This window comes from Rhodococcus sp. FH8, assembly GCF_019266085.1.
Taxonomy (GTDB): domain Bacteria; phylum Actinomycetota; class Actinomycetes; order Mycobacteriales; family Mycobacteriaceae; genus Rhodococcus_F; species Rhodococcus_F qingshengii.
In genome coordinates, this window is record NZ_LPNQ01000057.1 from 966,803 (window position 1) to 986,426 (window position 19,624).

General features: G+C 60.8%; 20 protein-coding genes. 6 read left to right on the plus strand and 14 right to left on the minus strand.

All coding sequences use genetic code 11. The annotated features are described in order from the left end of the window. The 3 genes from ATN38_RS07285 to ATN38_RS07295 are packed head-to-tail and all read right to left on the minus strand — an operon-like array spanning position 1 to position 2,806. Positions 1-1,134, minus strand: a complete 1,134-nt coding sequence (locus ATN38_RS07285; RefSeq protein ID WP_218747764.1) for an acyl-CoA dehydrogenase family protein — start codon at positions 1,132-1,134, stop codon at positions 1-3. 9 nt (positions 1,135-1,143) lie between these two features. Continuing rightward, the gene (locus tag ATN38_RS07290; RefSeq protein WP_042452771.1) at positions 1,144-2,316 is read right to left on the minus strand and encodes an acyl-CoA dehydrogenase family protein; all 1,173 of its coding nucleotides are present in this window, start codon (positions 2,314-2,316) and stop codon (positions 1,144-1,146) included. Between the two features lie 28 nt (positions 2,317-2,344). Next, positions 2,345-2,806, minus strand: a complete 462-nt coding sequence (locus tag ATN38_RS07295) for a MaoC family dehydratase (protein ID WP_007731344.1) — start codon at positions 2,804-2,806, stop codon at positions 2,345-2,347. A gap of 96 nt (positions 2,807-2,902) precedes the next feature. Between ATN38_RS07295 and ATN38_RS07300 the strand changes: the two genes are divergently transcribed. After that, positions 2,903-3,556 (plus strand): TetR/AcrR family transcriptional regulator, encoded by a 654-nt coding sequence (locus ATN38_RS07300; RefSeq protein ID WP_007731342.1) that lies wholly within the window; start codon positions 2,903-2,905, stop codon positions 3,554-3,556. Between the two features lie 6 nt (positions 3,557-3,562). Here the strand turns inward: ATN38_RS07300 and ATN38_RS07305 are convergent, their stop codons facing one another. Both ATN38_RS07305 and ATN38_RS07310 read right to left on the minus strand, forming a co-directional pair. After that, positions 3,563-4,009, minus strand: coding sequence for a MarR family winged helix-turn-helix transcriptional regulator (locus ATN38_RS07305; RefSeq protein ID WP_003940281.1), 447 nt, complete (start codon positions 4,007-4,009; stop codon positions 3,563-3,565). A 12-nt stretch (positions 4,010-4,021) separates the two neighbouring features. Further along, the gene (locus ATN38_RS07310) at positions 4,022-4,426 is read right to left on the minus strand and encodes an EVE domain-containing protein (RefSeq protein WP_050656414.1); all 405 of its coding nucleotides are present in this window, start codon (positions 4,424-4,426) and stop codon (positions 4,022-4,024) included. A gap of 145 nt (positions 4,427-4,571) precedes the next feature. On the opposite strand from ATN38_RS07310, the gene ATN38_RS07315 reads away from it, so the two are divergent. Together ATN38_RS07315 and ATN38_RS07320 are read left to right on the plus strand one after the other, a co-directional pair. Continuing rightward, positions 4,572-5,249 carry a TetR family transcriptional regulator gene (locus tag ATN38_RS07315; protein WP_116058275.1) on the plus strand — a complete coding sequence of 226 codons (678 nt, stop codon included), beginning with the start codon at positions 4,572-4,574 and terminating at the stop codon, positions 5,247-5,249. Then, on the plus strand, positions 5,246-6,166 hold the full coding sequence (locus tag ATN38_RS07320; RefSeq protein WP_050656413.1) for a TIGR01777 family oxidoreductase: 921 nt from the start codon (positions 5,246-5,248) through the stop codon (positions 6,164-6,166). Before ATN38_RS07315 ends, ATN38_RS07320 begins: the two co-directional genes overlap by 4 nt. Here ATN38_RS07320 and ATN38_RS07325 read toward each other — a convergent pair. Further along, a complete protein-coding gene (locus tag ATN38_RS07325) occupies positions 6,124-7,092 on the minus strand; it encodes an NAD(P)/FAD-dependent oxidoreductase (protein ID WP_116057880.1) in 969 nt (322 codons plus the stop codon). The two genes, ATN38_RS07320 and ATN38_RS07325, sit on opposite strands and share 43 nt — an antisense overlap. 94 nt (positions 7,093-7,186) lie before the next feature. Here ATN38_RS07325 and ATN38_RS07330 point away from each other — a divergent pair, with 94 nt between their 5' ends. Beyond that, the gene (locus tag ATN38_RS07330) at positions 7,187-7,696 is read left to right on the plus strand and encodes a MarR family winged helix-turn-helix transcriptional regulator (RefSeq protein WP_058037691.1); all 510 of its coding nucleotides are present in this window, start codon (positions 7,187-7,189) and stop codon (positions 7,694-7,696) included. Between the two features lie 6 nt (positions 7,697-7,702). Here ATN38_RS07330 and ATN38_RS07335 read toward each other — a convergent pair whose 3' ends face one another. The 6 genes from ATN38_RS07335 to prpD all read right to left on the minus strand — a co-directional run bounded on the left by ATN38_RS07335 (position 7,703) and on the right by prpD (position 13,617). Continuing rightward, the gene (locus ATN38_RS07335; RefSeq protein ID WP_030538051.1) at positions 7,703-8,176 is read right to left on the minus strand and encodes a MerR family transcriptional regulator; all 474 of its coding nucleotides are present in this window, start codon (positions 8,174-8,176) and stop codon (positions 7,703-7,705) included. Between the two features lie 10 nt (positions 8,177-8,186). Further along, complete coding sequence (locus ATN38_RS07340) at positions 8,187-9,047, minus strand: SDR family NAD(P)-dependent oxidoreductase (protein ID WP_042925046.1); 861 nt, start codon at positions 9,045-9,047, stop codon at positions 8,187-8,189. Positions 9,048-9,107: 60 nt separating this feature from the next. Further along, complete coding sequence (locus tag ATN38_RS07345) at positions 9,108-9,890, minus strand: enoyl-CoA hydratase (protein ID WP_081558419.1); 783 nt, start codon at positions 9,888-9,890, stop codon at positions 9,108-9,110. 189 nt (positions 9,891-10,079) lie between these two features. Further along, positions 10,080-11,201, minus strand: coding sequence for a bifunctional 2-methylcitrate synthase/citrate synthase (locus tag ATN38_RS07350; RefSeq protein WP_047269777.1), 1,122 nt, complete (start codon positions 11,199-11,201; stop codon positions 10,080-10,082). Continuing rightward, a complete protein-coding gene (prpB, locus tag ATN38_RS07355; protein WP_042448311.1) occupies positions 11,198-12,115 on the minus strand; it encodes a methylisocitrate lyase in 918 nt (305 codons plus the stop codon). The genes ATN38_RS07350 and prpB overlap by 4 nt, the downstream gene beginning before the upstream one ends. Continuing rightward, a complete protein-coding gene (gene prpD / locus ATN38_RS07360; protein ID WP_007732586.1) occupies positions 12,115-13,617 on the minus strand; it encodes a 2-methylcitrate dehydratase PrpD in 1,503 nt (500 codons plus the stop codon). The genes prpB and prpD overlap by 1 nt, the downstream gene beginning before the upstream one ends. Before the next feature lie 167 nt (positions 13,618-13,784). On the opposite strand from prpD, the gene ATN38_RS07365 reads away from it, so the two are divergent. Next, positions 13,785-15,206, plus strand: a complete 1,422-nt coding sequence (locus ATN38_RS07365) for a short-chain fatty acyl-CoA regulator family protein (protein WP_003939891.1) — start codon at positions 13,785-13,787, stop codon at positions 15,204-15,206. Between the two features lie 53 nt (positions 15,207-15,259). After that, entirely contained in the window at positions 15,260-16,255 is a 996-nt protein-coding gene (locus ATN38_RS07370) for an endonuclease/exonuclease/phosphatase family protein (protein WP_218747765.1), read from the plus strand. A 70-nt stretch (positions 16,256-16,325) separates the two neighbouring features. Here the strand turns inward: ATN38_RS07370 and ATN38_RS07375 are convergent, their stop codons facing one another. Further along, positions 16,326-17,564: an HNH endonuclease signature motif containing protein gene (locus ATN38_RS07375; protein ID WP_218747766.1), complete on the minus strand. Its 1,239-nt coding sequence runs from the start codon at positions 17,562-17,564 to the stop codon at positions 16,326-16,328. Positions 17,565-17,678: 114 nt separating this feature from the next. Further along, positions 17,679-19,586, minus strand: coding sequence for an alkyl/aryl-sulfatase (locus tag ATN38_RS07380; RefSeq protein WP_218747767.1), 1,908 nt, complete (start codon positions 19,584-19,586; stop codon positions 17,679-17,681). Positions 19,587-19,624 lie beyond the last annotated feature (38 nt).

Consider the following 19,624-nt stretch of genomic DNA (forward strand, 5'->3'; position numbering starts at 1 on the left):
CTACTCGGTGACGTTCACCATCGAATAGTTCGAGACGCCGGCGGCCAGCACCCTGAGGTGATCGTCAGATGCGCCCAAAGTGTGTTCGATGGCCACCAGCCGCGAGACATAGTGCCCGACCGGATACTCGGCTGTCATACCGATACCACCGTGCATCTGAATTGCTTCCTGACCGATCTGATGCGCGGCGCGACCGACAGACAGCTTCGCTCGCGACGCGATGGTCGGATCGATCACTCCGTCGGCGATGGCCATGGTGGCGTACAGACTCATGCTGCTCGCCAGTTCGAGCGCCACGTACATGTCGGCCGCACGATGAGTCAGCGTCTGGAACTTCGCGAGCGGAACACCGAACTGCTTGCGCTGCTTCAGGTATTCCGTCGTCAGTCGCAGAGCTTCGGTCATGATCCCGATCGCCTCGGCGCACAGAGCTGCCTGCGCCCGAACCTCTGCTTCGACGATCGCGGCCGTGACATCGCCGCCCTCACCAAGTGGTTCGGCCGCGGCATCGGTGAACGTGAACTGCGCACCGCGACGGCCGTCGTGGGTGGCGTACGTGCTCCGTGTGACACCTGGGCCCTCCGCATCCACCAGGAAGAGCCCGGGGCCGCCGCCTGGAAGTGTGGCGCTGACGATCACGACGTGCGCGCTGTCGCCCTGCAGAACCGGGTTCTTGACGCCGGTGATCGTCCACCCCGATCCCTCCTGCGATGCATTGGTCGTGACAGTGGCGACCGGCCAGCGCGTGCCGGGTTCCGTATGCGCGAAGGCCGACAGAGTGGTCCCGTCGCTGAGCGCCGGCAGGAGCCGCGCCCGCTGATCTGCCGAACCGACAGCCGCGATCAAACCGCCGGGGATCAGAACACCACCCAAGTACGGCTCGGGTGCAAGCGCACGGCCCAGTTCGGTCATCACGACCATGGTCTCGACCGGTCCAGCGCCCATTCCGCCGTCAGCCTCCGCGAACGGCAGGCCGAGCAGCCCGAGCTCCGCGAACTGCTTCCACACCGCGGCATTCCATCCCTCGTCAGTAGCCGAGGTGGCGTTGCGCTTCTCCGCGTCGTAGCTGCGGTTGAGCAATTCACGCGTCGTGTCGCGAAGCATCGTCTGCTCGTCGTCGAGTTCGAAATTCATGTCAGATGCTCACAATCCGAGGATCGAGGAGGCAATGATGGAGCGCTGCACCTCACTTGATCCGCTGTAGATGGAAACCTTCCGGTAGTTCAGGTAGCGCGGCGCCGCCTGCTGCGCCCACTCCGGCGAGTCGATCTCGGCCGTGTTCACCGGCAACGAGTCCGGACCCGCAACATCCATCAGCAATTCCGTTGCCGCCTGCTGCAATTCGGAGCCACGGAGCTTGAGCAGCGACGATGCCGGATTCGGCTTTCCGTCTGCCGAACTCGCCACAACTCGCAGTTGAGTCAGATCCAGTGCAAGCAGTTCGTTTTCCAACTCAGCCAACCGAGCCGCGAACAACGGATCCTCGAGGAGTGTGCCTTTTCCGACGCGGACCTCCCGCGCCTTCTCTTTTGCCGTGGCGACAAGGGTTTTGGAGAACCCGACCCGTGTGACCCCCGTGCGTTCGTTGCCGAGCAGGAACTTGGCGTAGTCCCAGCCCTTGTTCTCCTCGCCGACAAGATTCTCCGCAGGTACGCGGACGTTGTCGAAGAACACCTCGTTGACCTCGACGCTGCCGTCGATCAGTTTGATGGGGCGAACCGTGATGCCGGGAGTTGCCAGATCGATGAGCAAGAACGAAATTCCGGCCTGCCGCTTCTGGGCACTAGCATCTGTGCGAACCAGACAGAAGATCCACTCGGCGTGCTGAGCGAGAGTAGTCCACGTCTTCTGACCGTTGACGATGTAATCCGCGCCGTCACGGACAGCGGCCGTCTTGAGTGAAGCGAGATCCGAACCGGCTTCTGGTTCCGAAAAACCCTGGCACCACCAGATATCGGCGTTGGCCGTAGCGGGGAGAAATTTCTCCTTCTGCTCCTGCGAACCGAAGGCAGCGATAACGGGCCCAACCATGCTCACGTTGAACGGCAACGGGTTGGGTACCGACGCCAACTGCATTTCCTCGGAATAGATGTGGCGCTGAACCGGAGTCCAGTCCTTGCCACCCCATTCGACCGGCCAGTGTGGAACCGCCAACCCGTGTGCGTTCAGAATCTGTTGACCCGCAACGATGTCCTCACGAGTCAGCTTTCCGAATCCGGCTGCACGTGCTCGAAGTTCGGGCGAGAATTCGGTGGTGAAGAACTTTCGCATCTCCTCGCGGAACGCAACTTCCTCAGTGGTCAGTTCGAGATTCATGTGGAGTCTGCTTTCTTCTTGCAGGATTTCAGAACAAGATTCGCGCGACGGTCTGCGCAACGACGGCAGGTTTGCCCACGCCTTCGATCTCGACGGTGTTGGTGATCTGACTCTGTAGTGAACCGTTCGGCAACTCTTCAATCGCGGAGAGCACTGCAGTGTTTCGAACCTTGGCTCCGACCGGCACCGGACTCGGGAATCGAACCTTGTCGGACCCGTAGTTGACGACCATCTTCGCCCCATCGATGCGGTACACGGACTTCGACAGAAGCGGCAGGAGCGAGAGAGTCAGATACCCGTGGGCAATCGGACCGCCGAAAGGTGATTCACGCTTTGCCCTTTCGTCGTCGACGTGAATCCACTGATGGTCACCGGTCGCGTCGGCAAATTGATGGACCATCTCGCGGGTGACCTCGACCCACTCGCTCGAGCCCAGCGTTTCACCGACCGCCCCCAGGAGATCGGACTTGTTCTCGAACACCCGTGTCATCTGATCCTCCACGTTCCCGAACACTGTTAGGTTAATTGGATAATAAACTCACAGTGTAAGGTTGTCCAGTACTTTCAGACGAAAGGGTTCTGGGCGATGGCGCGACCGCGGGTTCCACTACTGAGTAAGCCGATCATCAGGGACACCGCCCTGAAACTGGTGGACGAGCACGGTTTGACCGACTTCTCGATGCGCAAACTCGCCACTGTTCTCGGCGTACAGGCACCGTCGCTGTACAGCCATTACGCCAACAAGGACGAGTTACTCGACGACGTCGCGAACGTCATCATGGAGTCCGTCGACGTGAGCGGCTTCGACTCCGACGATTGGCGCGGCGCGCTACGCACGTGGGCGCGGTCCTACCACGCCGCCCTGGGCAAGCATCCCAATATCGTTCCCTACTTGGCCTACGGTCCGAGCGTCAGGCCCATCGCCCTCGATCGCGCGAACGCCATCCATGGCGGACTGGTGCGCGCCGGATGGCCACAGCGCACGGCAACACTGATCGGCGCTTCCGTCAAGTACGTGGTCATGGGTGCTGCGACGGCGACGTTCTCCGGCGGATTCGTGGACGATCCTGCGATCTACGCCGAGCGTTACCCGCACCTCACGCGAGCACATCTGTTGCGTGAGCGTGCTGCGGAAATCGACGGTGCCAGTTTCGAACTCGCGCTGGAATCCCTACTGGACGGACTGGAAGCCAAATACGCACTGCTGCAGAGAACTACAGAGCAACCTCCTCGAAACTGAGGGTTGTTACCGTCGATCAAGCGCGCCGAGCATCGCGACGAAGGCCGCCTGACGATCCCCCAGAGCGGCGAAGAATTCCCGGTCCGAAGATTCCACCGCGCGGTTCGCCCTGCCGGCCAAGGCCGCACCCACCGGCGTGACGGCAAGCGAGCGAGCACGAGCATCGGTCGGATGTGGACGTCGTTCGACAAACCCCTTGGATTCGAGGGTCCGAATCACCTGTGACGTCATCATCGCGTCGGTGCGCGCGTACTCGGCAAGACCGCGTTGAGTTATCGGCGTCTCTGCATCCAGCCAGGTCAGTGCTGCGAGCAGAACGAACTGCACGTGGGTCAGGTCGAAAGGTCGCAGCGCCGCGCGAATCGAGGCTTGCCAAGCATTGGTGACACGCCACAACATCAGACCGGGACTCTCGTCCGCGTCCTCGAAGTCGGTTTCCAGTTTCTTCGCCACAGCGCCAGTGTGTCAGCTCGTCGTCGAACGCAGAACCTCGACGTCGTTGTCATCCAACGGAATCAAGCCACGCCGGAGTTGATACCCCCAATTCGGTGCCGAGGTCAGCGCCAATCGACTCCGCACATCGCCGAGTGGAACGGGCGTGAACTGCTCGTATCGCACTCGACGCCGAAACGGCTTGAAGCACCCCTCGTCCGCCTGCCAGATCTCACCCTCTTCGATCACACCGAGAGCTGTGAACTCGCGCAACGGATCTCGATCACCAATGGACTCGACCGGCGAATAGTAGACCAGCACGTCACCTGCTTTCATCCGTGCCAATCCGGCTCTCTTTCCGTGCCCGATCTGTGCGATACCGAGATCCACTGCGCGACGCACATGTTCGGCGGACACAACTCCCAACCATGCGTTCATCGCCGACCACCTGGCGAACCGCTCACAATCTCAATCATGGATTTAGTATGCGCGCTTATTATCTCGCTCGCAACAGATCAAGTCTTGAACGTGTTCAACTTTGGGGCGTACGCTGCACTTGAACATGTTCAAAGAAGGAGTGTCGATGAGTAGTCGCGGGATCGAGACCAGGGAAAAGCTGGTGGAAACAGCATTGCGGCTCTTCCGCGACGAAGGCTTCGCAGCGACGACCATGCGCAAGATCGCAAATGAGGCAGAGGTCTCGCTCGGGAACGCCTACTACTACTTCGCCAGTAAAGACGAACTGGTTCACGAGCTGTATCTCGTCATCCAACGCGATCACCGCGCGCGGGCGCTTCCACTCCTTCGCGAAGGTGGGTCACTGACAGAAAATCTCAGGATTGTTCTGCACACCGGACTCGATGTCATGGGGCCCTATCACGGCTTCGGCAGCACGTTTCTGCACGTTGCCCTGCCCACCACATCACAGTCCAGCCCGTTCTCGGCCGAGTCGACCGATGCGAGATCGATGGCCGTCGATCTGATGCGTGAAGCACTGGCGGCGTCGAAGCAGAAGACGCCGGCGTCATTGGAGACCCAGCTCCCCACGCTCTTGTGGCTCAGCTATCTGGGCGTGACGCTGCACTGGGTCACCGACGCGTCTCCGGGGCAAACTCGTACCCGATCCCTCGTCGACGGCCTGGTACCGATCATCGCGAAAGCGCTCACCCTCGCCCGGCTGCCAGTGGCACGAGGTCTGGTCGGCGATGTCGCCGCCCTGATGACAAAAGTCGCTTCTGCAGAGGGGAACACAAAACCATGAAGACCGTTGTTGTCTGTGGTGCGTCGGGTTACGTAGGCCAACACCTTCTTCGAACGCTCGAATCCAACGGGGTCGACGTTCGGACGATCGGCCGGGGAGGAACGAGCGATGCCACGTGGTCCGACGAGCACGGCGTCGCCGATGTACTCAGCGGCACGGATCTGCTCGTCAACCTCGCCGGCCGCTCCGTGAGCTGCCGCTACAACAAGCGCAATGCCGACGACATCTTCTCCTCCCGAGTGGAAACGACTGCACTGTTGGGTCGTGCGCTGACCCGCACGCCGCAGCCACCCTCACTCTGGGCGAATGCCAGTACCGGCACGATCTACCGAGACGCACGAGATCGACCGATGGACGAGAAGAACGGAGAGCTGGGTAAGGGATTCTCCGTAGCGGTCGCGCGAGCGTGGGAACACGAATTGTTCTCAGCCCCAACGCCTGTTCGCAAAGTGGCACTTCGGATGTCGATCGTCCTCGGAGCCGGCGGTGGGGCGATCAATCCGTTCGTCAACCTCGCCCGAATGGGCTTCGGCGGACGAATGGGCGACGGCCGACAGATGTTCAGCTGGATTCACATCGCCGACGTCATTCGCGCGATCATCCACGTCTACGAGAATCCGGAGATCTCAGGCCCGGTCAATATCGCATCCCCGTATCCGGTAACCAACACCGACATGATGCGGATGGTACGAGCGAAACTTGGCCGACAATATGGGTTTCCGACGCCGGGCTGGATGCTCGAGTTCGGCGCACGAATCATCCGCACCGAGGCTGAACTGGTAACGAAGAGTCGCTGGGTTTCACCAGGGGTGCTCGCGGACAGCGGCTTCCAGTATCAATTTCCGACGTTGGAGTCTGCGCTGAACCAGATCGCTCAAGAGACCCCGCGAGGGTTGCTTCCGGTTTCACTCGGCTGAAGTTCGGCTGCGATCGCAACCGCTCGCACGATATCCTGCTCGAGCAGATAGTGATTCAGTGCAATCGCAGCCTTTGATCCGGCAGCGGCGGCGGTGATCAACTGCGCCGGAGAATCCGACACATTCCCCGCGGCCCAGGCTCCAGGCACACTTGTGCTGCCTGCAGGATCAGTTACCACCCAACCATTTTCGTCGGCTTCACACCCCAGGTCAGTCAACAGATCGCCTCGCGGAACAAACCGTGGGCCGACAAACACTACGCTTCGCGGAATTACCTGACCGGAGGCAAGTTCGACGCCGTCCAATCTACCATCGCCAACCGACACGCCAGCCACATCGCCTTCGACAATGCGAATCCCCCTGGCAATCAGCCGCTCCCGTTCGGCTCCCGTCAGCTCGATACGGTTGGGAAAGAAGACGACATCCTCCGACCATTGACGCACCAACGACGCCTGATGAATGGTGAACGGCCTATTGCCACCACCGAGCACACCGATCGGGGAATCTCGAACCTCGTACCCGTGACAGTAGGGACAATGCAGAACGTCGACGCCCCAGCGATCTTGCAGCCCAGCGATGTTCGGCAGCTCGTCACGTAACCCAGTAGCAACCAGAACAGTCCGTGCCTCCAGCGACGCAGTCGCGTCGGTTTGCACAAGAAACCCACCGTCGTCCGTGCGGTCGATTCGGATTGCGGTGCCAGTCGTCATTTCGCTGCCGTACTCGAGAACCTCCTTGCGGCCGGCCGCAAGTAATTGCGTAGGACTCTCACCATCCCGCGTCAGGTACCCGTGCAGGTGCTCGGAGACACCATTGCGCGGGTTACCTGCATCGACGATCATCACTCGCCGCCGAGCACGAGCCAGAACAAGCGCGGCACTCAACCCCGCCGCACCGCCACCGACAATCACCACGTCGAACCTCATGTGCTCCCCCAGTCCGCAGATCGTCCCACCCGAGACGGTGGGCTATTCTGGCAATCTAGCAAATTTGTTTACCGGTTAACAAAGTTGAGGAATCGTGAACGAACCAACACTCCGCTCCCGTACCTGCAACCTCTGGGCCGAAAACAATCCCGACCTCGACACCTCGCCCATGGAAGTAGTCGCGCAACTCAAACGGATTACGGCGCTTCTCGAACTAGCAGTCGAACCGGTATACCAAACCGCGGATCTCACCGTGTCGGAAGTGGAACTGCTTGTGCCACTTCGATACGCCGAGGAACCGGTCACCGCGATTCGTCTCGCCGAACGCCTCGGTATGTCTCGGGCCGGGGTCAGCAAGGCACTCGCGCGACTCGAGAAGCGAGGATTCGTCTCCCGCACAAGCAATCCCGAAGACAGGCGATCTGCACTGATCACGATGACGGTCCAGGGAAACGCTGTCGTCGACGACGTCTTTCCTCGCGAACTCGCCGCTCACGGTGAATTGTTCACCCAACTCGGCCGGGACCGGGGGAAGGTCCTTGCCGCACTCGAGCGACTGGCAGTATCCATGGAAAGCGGGCTGAATCGAATGCCGGGCAAGTAATCGGGGTTACTCCTGCTCTCCGGTCCGCCCGCCGTACGTCGCAATCTTGTACTCCGTCGCAGCCAAAGACAACGTGAGCTCCTTGATCTGCCGACGAACGGTGTCCCGGTGCTCGAGCAGCATGTCGAGCCTCTCCGGAACTGTCCCTTCACCGGCGTCGACCAGTTCGACGTAGTGCTGCAGGTCGCGAATCGCCATACCTGAAATACGCATGCGGGTCAGAAACACCAGCCTGCGAACAGATTCCGGACCGTACACACGATGTCCGCTCGAGTCACGATCGACCTCGACCAGACCGATCTTCTCGTAGTAGCGCAGCGTATGTGCCGAGACATCCAGCAGGTCCGAGACTTCGGCGATCGACATCGGCTCCTGAACGTCCCCTGCATCGACGAGTCGGTGAATCACCTCGATCGACATTGGCCCGTCCACTTCCCCAAGTGCCTCGAGTGCCTTACGCATCAAGTCTTCCGTAGCCATGACTCTCAGCCTAGAACGGGCGGACAGGGCCGGCAGCATCCGCGAAGTCTGCACTGCGAGCCAGGTCGGCCCAGACGCATACCTCGGCGAGATTCTTCCGATACGACGCGGAGACACGCTCCACGGCTTCCTTTCCGAGTGGCAGACGAAGTGGCACATTCTCGCTGTGCACAAGCGAGGTGATGATCTCTGCTGCTTTCTCCGGATCACCCTCCTGAACACCGTCTGCGGCCGCCATGTCCCGCAGAACGGGATCCAGCAAATCACGGTATTCCGATGATGATTCGGCGAAGCTCAGAACGCCAGGCGTGTTGAATGCTGTACGGAATCGGCTGGGCTCGACGATCATCACCCGAACGCCGAACTGCGCGACCTCACCGGCGAGAGCCTCCGACCAACCTTCGAGAGCGAACTTCGACGCCGAGTACGCCCCGACGCCGGGAAACGACATACGGCCGCCTTGACTGCTCATCTGCACGATCGTCCCGCTGCCCTGCACTCGCATCGACGGGAGGACGGCGCGCACCAACGCGGCGGGTCCGATCAGGTGCAGTTCCATGAGATCCCGCAAGGTCGAATCGTCCACCATCTCCGCCGCGCCGACCATCCCACGACCGGCATTGTTGACCAGCACGTCGATGCGACCAAAACGCTCGAGCGCATATTCGACGACGCCCGGAGCCGCTGCGGTATCTCTGACGTCGAACGTCACCGCCGAGAACCGATCCGGATTCGCCGACGCAATATCTGCAACGGACTCGGGACGACGAACTGCAGCGACTACCGCGTCCCCCGATCGAAGTGCAGACAGTGCGAGTTCACGGCCGAAACCCTGAGAAACTCCAGTGATGATCCAGGTCTTTGTTGTCATGGTCGGCAACGCTAGGGGTTAGAGCGCGCTCCAACGCAAGCCTGTGGTTCTACCGCCGAACTACACGCCGGCCCACACCGGTCGTTCCCCGCGAAGGAAACCGTCGACGCCGGCTTTGAAGTCGTCACTGCTGTAGATCATGCTCATCAGATCATCGTTGTCGGCAATCACTCGGGTTCTGATGCGTCGCAGGGACTCCCGAATAGTCCAGACGGTCATCGGGGCGGCGGCAAGTAGATCGCGAGATACCTGGGCAGTCAGGGTCGCGAACTCGGACTCTGTTGCACAGTCGCTGAGGAAGCCGCTCCGCAGAGCCTCGCCACTCGACATCACCCCAGCCCGAGCGATCAACGACATCAGACGCGAACTGCCGATCCTGTCCGCCAGCAACGCCACGGAATGGATCGACAACGAGTTTCCGAGTGTGCGCGCGATCGGTAGGCAGAAGCGTGACCCCTGCGTCGCGATCCGCACATCGCACGCTGCCGACAGCAACAGCCCTGCTCCCGCGCACACACCGTCGATGACCGCGAGGGTGGGAACCCTCACTTTCTCGAGTTCGGTCAGTACGCCGACGAACCGGCTTTCGTAGTCGAGCCCGTCCTGAAAGCTCGAGAAGGTTTGAAAGTGGCCAATGTCGGAGCCCGCCGAGAACGCCTCTCCCCCAGCACCTCGGAGAGTGAGTAACCGAATCTCGCGGTCGGAGTCGGCGCGCCGGCAGGCTCCGGCAATGGCGTCGTACATCTGCGGGGTCAATGCGTTGCGCTTTTCCGGCCGGTTGAACACGACGTCGAGGGTCTCGCCACGACGGATGATCAAGATTTCTTCGTGCGTTTCAGTCATGACACTCACGTTATTTCCGGTAGAGAAAAGTCGAAACACATTGCACTTGAATATCTTTGCGAATTCTCGATGCAAAGTTGCAGATAGTGCGAACGGAGAAGCGTCGACGAGGCCAGGAGACGGTGATGCCAGAACCGAACCTCGCCGACGCAGTATCAAAGGGGTGTCATGCCACGACAGCAAAAAGTGTCATGCCACGACTGTGCGCTGTGGCACGCCCGAATACTGGCTCAGCGGCCTGATCAGTGCATTCGACTGCCCCTGCTCGATGATGTGCGCCGTCCATCCGGTGATGCGGCTCATCACGAAGATCGGCGTGAACATCTCGACGTCGAAGCCCATGAGGAAATATGCAGGGCCCGTGGGGAAATCGAGATTCGGCTTGATTCCGGTGGCACTGACCATGGTCTTCTCGAGGATCTCGTACATCTGCACCCACTTCTCGCCGTCGGTCGCTGCCGCGACGTCGAGGAGGGCCTGCTTCATGGTCGGAACACGCGAATCACCGTTCTTGTAGACGCGGTGCCCGAAGCCCATGACCTTCTCCTTGGCAGCCAACTTCTCCGACATCCAGGCTTCGGCGCGGTCGGGGTCGTCGATCTCGAGCATGTCGTGCATGACAGCTTCGTTTGCACCGCCGTGCAACGGGCCCTTGAGCGTGCCGATAGCAGCGGTCACTGCGCTGTAGATGTCCGAAAGTGTGGACGTCACAACACGAGCGGCGAACGTCGAGGCGTTGAAGGAGTGCTCCGCGTACAGGATCAGCGAGACCTCGAAGGCCTTCACGATCGCCGACTCCGGAACAGCACCGAAACACATGTTCAAGAAGTTTTCGGCGAAACCCAGGTCCGACTGCGGCGCGATGGGATCCTGACCGCGCCGGCGGCGGAAATCGGCTGCGACGATGGTCGGCAGCACAGCCGTCATCCGCAGCGCCTTGGCCAGATTGGCCTTCTCCGAGTTGTCGTCCTCCGCCGGATCCTCGGCGCCGAGGTAGCTGATCGCCGTCCGGACCACGTCCATCGGGTGGCAGTTGTCCGGCATCTTGGTCAGGAGTGAGAGCAGTGAGCGGTCGGCACGACGGGCCGCACGCTCACGCAGGCAGAGTAATTCGAGCTGCTCGGGAGTCGGCAGTTCGCCGTACCAGAGCAGGTGCGCAACTTCTTCGAAGCTGCAGTTCGCGGCAAGGTCCTGCACTGCGTAACCGCGATACGTCAACGAATTCGTCTCGGGCACTACCTTGGAGATAGCCGTCGTATCGACGACAACTCCGGCCAAGCCCTTGTAGATCGTCGGAATCTGTTCGGTCATGTCCTACTCCCCTCCAAGCTGAAATTGAAAATGCCACTGTCGAATTCGTTGTAGCGCTCGTACTCGAGAATCTCGTACAACCTGCTGCGATGCTGCATTTCGCCGAGCAGTCCTTCTTGCGTGCCCTCCGCAAAAATCTCGCGCAGACCCTTTTCGATAGCGAACATCGCCAGCCGAAGGGTGGTCACGGGGTAGATGACGGCGTTGAAACCGATCTCTTCCAACGTCTTCGCCGAAATGAGATTCGACTTCCCGAACTCGGTCATGTTGGCGAGGAGCGGAGTGTCGACCGCTGCGCGGAACTTCTCGAAGTCGGCCTCGGTGGCAAGAGCTTCGGTGAAGATCAGATCGGCACCGGCATCCACATAGGCCTTTGCTCGCTCGATCGCCGCGTCGATACCGTCGATTCCGGCAGCATCGGTGCGCGCGCAGATGACGAAGTTCGGGTCACGACGCGCCGACACTGCAGCACGAACACGGCGAACCATGTCTTCGGTGGGCACAATTGCTTTGCCGTCGAGGTGCCCGCAGCGTTTGGGGTTGATCTGATCCTCGAGGTGCAGACCGGCTATTCCGTCGTCCTCGAAGATCGTGACCGTGCGGGCCGCGCTCATAGGTTCACCGAAACCGGTGTCGGCGTCGACGAGCGTCGGGAGGTCCGTGACGCGCGCGATCTGCTTGCTGTGGCCGGCGACCTCGGTCAAGGTGGTCAGTCCGATGTCGGGAAGCGCCAATCCGGCGGAGTACGCACCACCTGAAACGTAGACACCCTCGAACCCGATTTCCTGAATCAGTCTGGCTGTCAGCGGATTGATTGCACCCGGGAGTCGTTGAATCTTTCCGGACGTCAGCCCCGCCCGGAAGGCAATCCGCTTGTCGGCTGCAGACGTCGCTGCTGCGATGAGGCCCGACATCAGAAAAGTCCCTTGGCGACCTTGGGAGCCCGAGCGAGAACGTCTTCGGAAACGGTGAAGGTCAGCTGATCGAGTTCGCCTGCCTTCAATTCGGCGGTGCGCTGAGCCGCATCGAGGAAGCGGTCCTGTTCGCTCGGCTCGATGACGCCCTCGGCGAGGGTGCGGAATTTCGCGACGTACTGATCGCGAGCGAACGGACGTGCGCCGAGCGGGTGCGCATCGGCCACCGCAAGCTCGTCGACGATGACTTCGCCGCTCTTCAAGGTGATCTCGGCGCGAGCACCGAAAGCCTTCTCGTCCGGATCCGTCGAGTGGTAACGGCGTGTCCATTCGGGATCTTCGCGCGTGGAGATCTTGTTCCACAGCTCGATCGTGTCCGCGCGCTGTGCACGCTCGGACGCGTAGGAATGTTCGTGGTGCCACGTACCGTCCTGTAGCGCAACGGCAAAGATGTACATCACCGAGTGGTCGAGGGTTTCACGCGAGGCGGTCGGGTCGAACTTCTGCGGATCGCCGGAACCGGTGCCGATGACGACGTGGGTGTGGTGGCTGGTATGCAGGACGATCGAGGCGATCTGGTCGAGATCACCGACACGAGAACGCATTCGGCGAGCGAGGTCGATCGGCGCCTGGCTCTGGTACTCCGCGGAGTGTTCTTTGGTGTACGAGTCGAGGATGGCGCGCTTCGCCTCACCCGAACCGGGCAGCGGAACGTGGTACTCCTTGTCCGGGCCACCGAGTAGCCAGGCGATGACGCCGTCTTCGCCTTCCCAGATCGGTGACGGTGCGCCCTCACCGCGCATCGCGCGGTCGACCGCCTCTACGGCAACCTTGCCTGCCAGCGCAGGCGCGTACGCCTTCCAACTGGATATCTCGCCCTTGCGGGACTGACGTGTCGCCGTCGTGAGGTGCAGCGCCTGGCCGATTGCCTGGTAGACCGTCTCGGTGCCCAGGCCCAGCAAAGTTCCGATACCTGCCGCAGCCGAGGGGCCGAGGTGTGCGACGTGGTCGATCTTGTGCTCGTGCAGGCAGATAGCCCGAACCAGGTCGATCTGGATCTCGTAGCCGGTCGCCAGACCACGAATCAGGTCTCGACCGTCACGGCTGGTGTGCTGAGCGACGGCGAGGATCGGCGGGATGTTGTCTCCGGGGTGCGAGTACTCGGCGGCGAGGAACGTGTCGTGGAAATCGAGTTCACGAACCGCGACACCGTTGGCCCAGGCGGCCCATTCAGGCGAGAACGTACCGGGGATACCGAACACGGTGGAGCCCGGCGTATACGGATGCGACTGTGCTTGCGCCCGCGCATTCACCACGGGACGGCGCACCAGGGAAGCTGCGGCAACTGCCGCGTTGTCGATGATCCGGTTGACGATCATGTCGGATGTGGCGTCGGTGACGTCGACGGAATCCGTCGCAACTTCCGCGATCTTCCACGCGAGGTGGTCTTCCTTGGGGAACTCTTCGGCAGAGCGGTGAGTGCGTACGAGATGCGTCTTCATCGGTCCTCTTCTCACGTTCTTCGGTATCTATTTGCACGCTACGCAGCTCATTCACCTCGGGATAGGCCCTCGCAATTGCCTATTTGTGCAATGACAATGCTGCAATGTTGCGAATGTTGCGAATAGCTTCTCGGTAGGGTGAACGCGATCGGCACCGAGGAGATTCGATGAAGAAGATGTACGCGGGAGCGCGGCTGCGACGGCTGCGGGAGGAACGAAACCTGTCACAGTCCGCACTGGCGAAGGCACTCGAACTCTCCCCCAGCTATGTCAATCAACTGGAGAACGATCAACGACCGCTGACGGTGCCCGTCCTTCTCAAGCTCAACGCCGAGTTCGATCTCGACGTGCAATTCTTCGCCTCCGATTCCGACGCACGCCTGGTTGCGGACGTTCATCACGCCTTGGCCGAAACTTCGGAATCTGGAGACGTATCTCTGGCCGAGGTGGACGAATTGGTGGCCCGCATGCCGGCGGTCGGACGCACCCTCGTGATGTTGCACCGCCGCCTTCACGCCGCGACAGAGCAGTTGGACCAGTTCTCGACGCAGTTGTCCGGCGAACCAGCGTCCGATGTGTCACTCGTACCGATGCCCTACGAGGAAGTTCGGGACTTCTTCTACGACCGAAAGAATCACATCGCCGTTCTGGACGACGCTGCCGAGCAGATGTTTCTGGACAACGGATTGTCCGTGGGCGCAGTGGATTTGCAACTGGCACGACTACTTCGCGATCAGCACGGCGTCACCGTGACGATCCGTACCGACGAACCCGACAAGCTCGGCCCCAAGCGTTACTACGATCCGAACAAGTCGGTCCTCACACTCGCCCGTCGTCTGTCGGCAGGACAACGCGCGTTCCAGATCGCAATGCAGTTGGCCTTCTTCACGCAGGCCGACGTGATCGATTCCCTTGTCGCCGAGGATGAATCATTGAGCGCCGAGTCCGCAGCGCTGGCTCGCGTCGGACTCGCACACTACTTTGCCGGCGCACTGCTACTCCCGTACACCCAATTCCTGCAATCCGCTGAGGCCTTGCGGTACGACATCGACCTGCTCAGCCTCAAGTTCGAGGTCGGCTTCGAGACAGTCTGCCACCGGTTGTCCACTCTCCAACGACACGGCCAACGCGGCATCCCTTTCTTCTTCGTCCGAACCGATCGCGCCGGAAACATCTCGAAGCGTCAGTCTGCTACCGCCTTTCACTTCTCCAGAGTCGGAGGCAGCTGCCCGCTGTGGGTCATCCACGAGGCATTCGCGAGCCCAGGTCGCATCCTCACTCAGGTCGCGAAGATGCCCGACGGCCGGACATACCTCTGGGTGGCGCGCACTACCCACAGCGGCGGACTCGGGTACCTCGCACCCGAGCGCAACTTCGCCGTCGGACTCGGTTGCGACATCGGCTACGCCGATCGCATGGTCTACTCACACGGAATTCAGACGGACGACCCCGCGACCATCGTGCCGATCGGCGCGGGGTGCAAAGTCTGTGACAGGCCAGCGTGCTCTCAACGCGCCTTCCCCCAACTCGGCCGCTCGATCTCCGTCAGTGAGAACAGCAGCAGCCACCTTCCGTATCCGCAACAATAGGGCGCACCGACTCCACCTGCAGTTTCCCGGAGCTATGACGCTCTTCTGCTTCCATGGACGTCATGCAACCCGATGCCGTGACCCCTCGTCGACTGGTTCTTCGCCGCCTTTCGGCCGTGGCCGGTGTGGCCGGCATCGTGACTGGTTTGGTTGCCTTGATCGCAACTCAGTTGGACGTCGATCACAACATCGTGATCGTTCTGGCGTCAGTGGCGCCCTTGTTGATGATTGCTCCGCTGATCGGTGCCGTCGTCTCGGGTATCGGGCGTCAGTGGATCGTGTGCGCCGCCTCGATCCTCGTCCTTGGGTTGTTCGGATGGTCTGTGAGCCCGCTGTACATCGGCGGAACTGGGGAGTCGACGTCTGCGAACGGTCCATCGATTCGAATCATGCAGGCCAACTTGATGGTCGGTGCAGCGGATCCGGAGTCGCTTGTGGCGATGGTCCGCGAACGCGAGGTCGACGTGGTGACGGTCCAGGAGTTGACGTACCAGGAAGCCGACGCGCTCAAAGCCGCCGGGCTTGACGAGGTTCTGAGCCACCGATTCCTCGTCCCGTACACCGACGGTGGTGGCGGGGCAGGAATCTACAGTCGCTTTCCACTCTCCAATCCGCGTAGCCTCGACGGATTCTCACCCGAAACGCTGTCCGCAGAACTGAATGTCGGCTTGGCGCAGCCAGTCACATTGTTCGCCGTGCATCCGGCACCGGCGTACATCTCACCGCCTTCGGTGTGGGCGGACGAGCAGCGAAGGCTTGGGTCTTACATGGACAAAGTCGCCGGGCGGGACAACGTGATAGTGAGCGGCGACTTCAACGCGTCGTACTCGAACAAACAGTTCCGGAATCTTCTCACGAACGGATATACCAGCGCCGCCGACCAATTGGGTTCCGGCCTGATCCCGACCTATCCGACCGACAAGCGGTATCCGGCGGTGGTCGGTATCGACCACATCATCACGAAAGGCGCCGTGGCGACATCCTTGGAACGGATCGAGATCGAGGGATCCGATCACCACGGCCTGATTGCCGACATCACGCTGTCTTGAGTAGATACTGGATTGAGCAAGCACCGGGGCATGGTTGTGCCCCGGTGCTCACGTCTTCAGTTGTCGCGGTTCACGCCGCTGTGGGTGGGCTGTTCCCGCCGATCGGCTGTTGATACGGATCGATCGACATCGGTGGATAGAACACCGTTTTCCGATCCGGGCCGATCTCCACCCGCCATTCGGTGTGGTGCAGTGTCCGGTGGTGATGGCCGCACAACAAGATCAGGTTGTCGAGATCCGTTGGGCCACCATCGTTCCAGTGAACAATATGATGGGCATCGCACCACCCCGACGGTGTCCCGCACCCCGGAAACGCGCAACCACCATCACGAACCGCCAACGCCCGCCGCTGCGGAACCGTCGCCGTTCTCGCTTCCTTGCCGCAGTCGAGCGGAACACCATTCTCGTCCAACAAAATCCGCGTCACGGTGCAGTCGCACGCCAACATCCGCGCGGTATCGATACTGATGGGGCCCACCCAATCCGTCCACGCGAAACCCAGTTCCTCGGTGGACGGCAGGAGGTCTTTCAACGCCTTGAGGTCGGTCATGTCTTTTGCGCTGGCGGTGACCGTCATGTGTGGTTTCACTCCGCCCTCGATCGGACCCAACCCCGCCCGCTCGTACCGGCGCAACAACTCACAAAACCCATCCGCACGCCGTAATGCCGGAGTACGCGTGTCCTTCACGCCGTCCTTCTCCGGCGTCGGCGCAGACAGACTCGACAACAACGTGATCAGACGTGCCCCGTTCACAGCATCCAGATCACCCTTCACAGTGACCCGCCCGTACAAGCCTTTCGAGGCGTAGAACTCGTTACGCTCCGAATCCTCACCCACCGGAACGCCGTCCTCGCGTTTTCCGTACTGCTTCTCGATCCGCCGGATCGCCGCCCGCACCGCATCACAATCAGCGATGTTCTGCGACGCCAGGCCAAGCAGGATCCCGCGGGCCTTGTCCACATCCGCCGGCGTCATGTTCTTGGGTGGATGCTGACAAAACGACGCCACCTGACGGGCTTTCAACGCATCCACGTCACCACGATGAAACGCATCCGCCACAACAGGTTCGAGCATCAACAACCGCGCCAACCCGACCAGCAGACTGCACTCACCGATCTCCAAATTCGTCGAACCATGCAACCACAGCGCGATCGCCCGAAAACCCTTCCCACCGAGAACCTCACGGGAAAACATCTCCACGATCAACAACACCAACCGCGACTGCAACTCGTGCCGGACACGCACCAGATCCAGAACCTCACTCTTGAGGTCCTCACCATCCAGCTGCCACGCTCCCCGACTATCCATGCCGAAAGTTTAATCGAACATACTTTCGAGAACCATAGACAAAACGGACAACTTCAAAAAGGTGCGCGACTCGAGACCTGTTGAAGTACAGGCTCGTTCACGACTGATACAGCGCTAGGTCGGAGTGACTATCGCAAAGTTCGGATCCGGCTCGTCGAGGTATCCGGCAAGTTCTGCGAGCTTCGCCGGGTCGCCGGAAACCGAGATGGTTCCATTCGCAATCTCGGCACCCAAGTCCACACCACCGAGCAGCACACCGAGTAAGTCGCGCCGACTCAAACTGAACATCGCATCCACAGACCCAGCATCTGCAGACTCACCTTCCACGTCGAAATGGATCAGAACTCCGTTGCTGAGTTCCGTTCGGTGAACGATGTTTTCGTCAGTGATGTTCCAATCGACGACGATGTGCGAGCCCGCTGCGCGCACTCCATCCACGCGCAGCGATACTGCATCGAAGACTTGACTTACCGACAGCGCTGCGGTGATGTCGGGCGCCGCGGCAACCGTGGGCGTCCCCACTGAGCCGTTGCGCAGTTCGTATGCACCGGTGAGGTAGAAGTTCCGCCAGGTGCCGTTCTCGGCGCCGTACCCGAGTTGCTCGAAGGTATCGGCCTGCAGATTCTTGGCCTCGACGTTGTCCGGTTCAGCGAAGACCACGTAGTTCACCACCTGCGCAACCCAGCGAAAGTCGCCGCGCTCGTACGATTCCCGAGCTTTCCGTAACAATTCTGCTGATCCGCCCATGAACTCCACGTGACGCTTGGCCGATTCGACGGGTGGATGCTCCCACAGATGCGCAGGGTTACCGTCGAACCAACCCATGTATCGCTGGTAGATGGCTTTGACGTTGTGACTGACGGAACCGTAGTACCCGTGCGTGTGCCACGCTTGCGCCAATGCAGTTGGCAGCTCGATCGATTCGGCGATCTCGAGACCGGTCCACCCCTGATTGATTCGACGAAGTGTCTGATCGTGAAGGTACCCGTAGAGGTCGCGCTGCAATGACAGGAACTCGGTGAGCCGTTCGGTCCCCCACGTCGGCCAGTGGTGGGACGCAAATAGAACGTCGGATCGTGAGGCGTAACGATTGATCGATTCCGTCAGGTACGCAGACCAGACGTGAGGATCTCGTACCAGGGCACCGCGAAGCGTGAGCAGGTTGTGGAGAGTATGAGTTGCGTTCTCCGCCATACACAGTGCGCGCAAATCCGGGAAGTAGAAGTTCATCTCGGACGGGGCCTCGGTTCCGGGCGTCATCTGGAATTCGATCCGAACGCCGTCGATCGTCTCCGTGTGACCTGTCTTCGAGATCGACACCGTCGGCGAAATGAGCGTCGGTGTGCCGGTTGAGGTGGTCTGCCCCAACCCGGCTCCGACGCTACCTCGGGGACCTCGGGGTAAGGCCGCTCCGTACATGTAGGCCGCACGTCGAGCCATTGCCGTTCCCGCATAGACGTTTTCCTCGACCGCGTGCTCCACGAGCCCGGTGGGTGCGACGATCACGCATCGCCCGGCGGCGACGTCGTCGTCGGTGGTCACACCTTTGACCCCGCCGAAGTGGTCGATGTGCGAATGCGTGTAGATCACCGCGACTACTGGTCGATCACCACGGTGTTCCCGGTACAACGCGAGCCCGGCAGCAGCGGTTTCCCGGGAGATCAGTGGATCGATGACGATGATTCCGGTATCTCCCTCGATCAACGTCATGTTCGACAGATCAAGTCCGCGAATCTGATAGATCGAATCCGTCACCGCAAAGAGTCCCTGCTTGGCGACCAACTTCGACTGACGCCACAAGCTCGGATTGACCGTTGGCGGGCAGTCCTCGTCAAGGAAGGCGTAGGAATCGTTGTTCCACAAGACTTTCCCGTCCGAATCGGCAACCAGCCCCGGATCGAGCGCGGCGACGAAACCCCGCTTCGCCTCGGTGAAGTCGGCGTCGTCGGAGAACGGTAGAGTCTCGGCGACTCGGGCGTTCGCGGCTTCGATTGCGGCCGATGCCGCACGTGGGTCGATCATAAGTCAGCCTTTCACGCCGAATTGCGGCAATGCGCATT

Bases quoted from the DNA above. Each gene is read 5' to 3' on its own strand.
- ATN38_RS07320 (WP_050656413.1), top strand. From the start codon at position 5,246: ATGAAGACCGTTGTTGTCTGTGGTGCGTCGGGTTACGTAGGCCAACAC.
- ATN38_RS07315 (WP_116058275.1), top strand. From the start codon at position 4,572: ATGAGTAGTCGCGGGATCGAGACCAGGGAAAAGCTGGTGGAAACAGCA.
- ATN38_RS07375 (WP_218747766.1), bottom strand. From the start codon at position 17,564: ATGGATAGTCGGGGAGCGTGGCAGCTGGATGGTGAGGACCTCAAGAGT.
- ATN38_RS07335 (WP_030538051.1), bottom strand. From the start codon at position 8,176: ATGGCTACGGAAGACTTGATGCGTAAGGCACTCGAGGCACTTGGGGAA.
- ATN38_RS07310 (WP_050656414.1), bottom strand. From the start codon at position 4,426: ATGAACGCATGGTTGGGAGTTGTGTCCGCCGAACATGTGCGTCGCGCA.
- ATN38_RS07365 (WP_003939891.1), top strand. From the start codon at position 13,785: ATGAAGAAGATGTACGCGGGAGCGCGGCTGCGACGGCTGCGGGAGGAA.
- ATN38_RS07350 (WP_047269777.1), bottom strand. From the start codon at position 11,201: ATGACCGAACAGATTCCGACGATCTACAAGGGCTTGGCCGGAGTTGTC.
- ATN38_RS07370 (WP_218747765.1), top strand. From the start codon at position 15,260: ATGGACGTCATGCAACCCGATGCCGTGACCCCTCGTCGACTGGTTCTT.
- ATN38_RS07295 (WP_007731344.1), bottom strand. From the start codon at position 2,806: ATGACACGGGTGTTCGAGAACAAGTCCGATCTCCTGGGGGCGGTCGGT.
- ATN38_RS07380 (WP_218747767.1), bottom strand. From the start codon at position 19,586: ATGATCGACCCACGTGCGGCATCGGCCGCAATCGAAGCCGCGAACGCC.
- ATN38_RS07325 (WP_116057880.1), bottom strand. From the start codon at position 7,092: ATGAGGTTCGACGTGGTGATTGTCGGTGGCGGTGCGGCGGGGTTGAGT.
- prpD (WP_007732586.1), bottom strand. From the start codon at position 13,617: ATGAAGACGCATCTCGTACGCACTCACCGCTCTGCCGAAGAGTTCCCC.
- ATN38_RS07285 (WP_218747764.1), bottom strand. From the start codon at position 1,134: ATGAATTTCGAACTCGACGACGAGCAGACGATGCTTCGCGACACGACG.
- ATN38_RS07290 (WP_042452771.1), bottom strand. From the start codon at position 2,316: ATGAATCTCGAACTGACCACTGAGGAAGTTGCGTTCCGCGAGGAGATG.
- ATN38_RS07300 (WP_007731342.1), top strand. From the start codon at position 2,903: ATGGCGCGACCGCGGGTTCCACTACTGAGTAAGCCGATCATCAGGGAC.
- ATN38_RS07340 (WP_042925046.1), bottom strand. From the start codon at position 9,047: ATGACAACAAAGACCTGGATCATCACTGGAGTTTCTCAGGGTTTCGGC.
- prpB (WP_042448311.1), bottom strand. From the start codon at position 12,115: ATGTCGGGCCTCATCGCAGCAGCGACGTCTGCAGCCGACAAGCGGATT.
- ATN38_RS07345 (WP_081558419.1), bottom strand. From the start codon at position 9,890: ATGACTGAAACGCACGAAGAAATCTTGATCATCCGTCGTGGCGAGACC.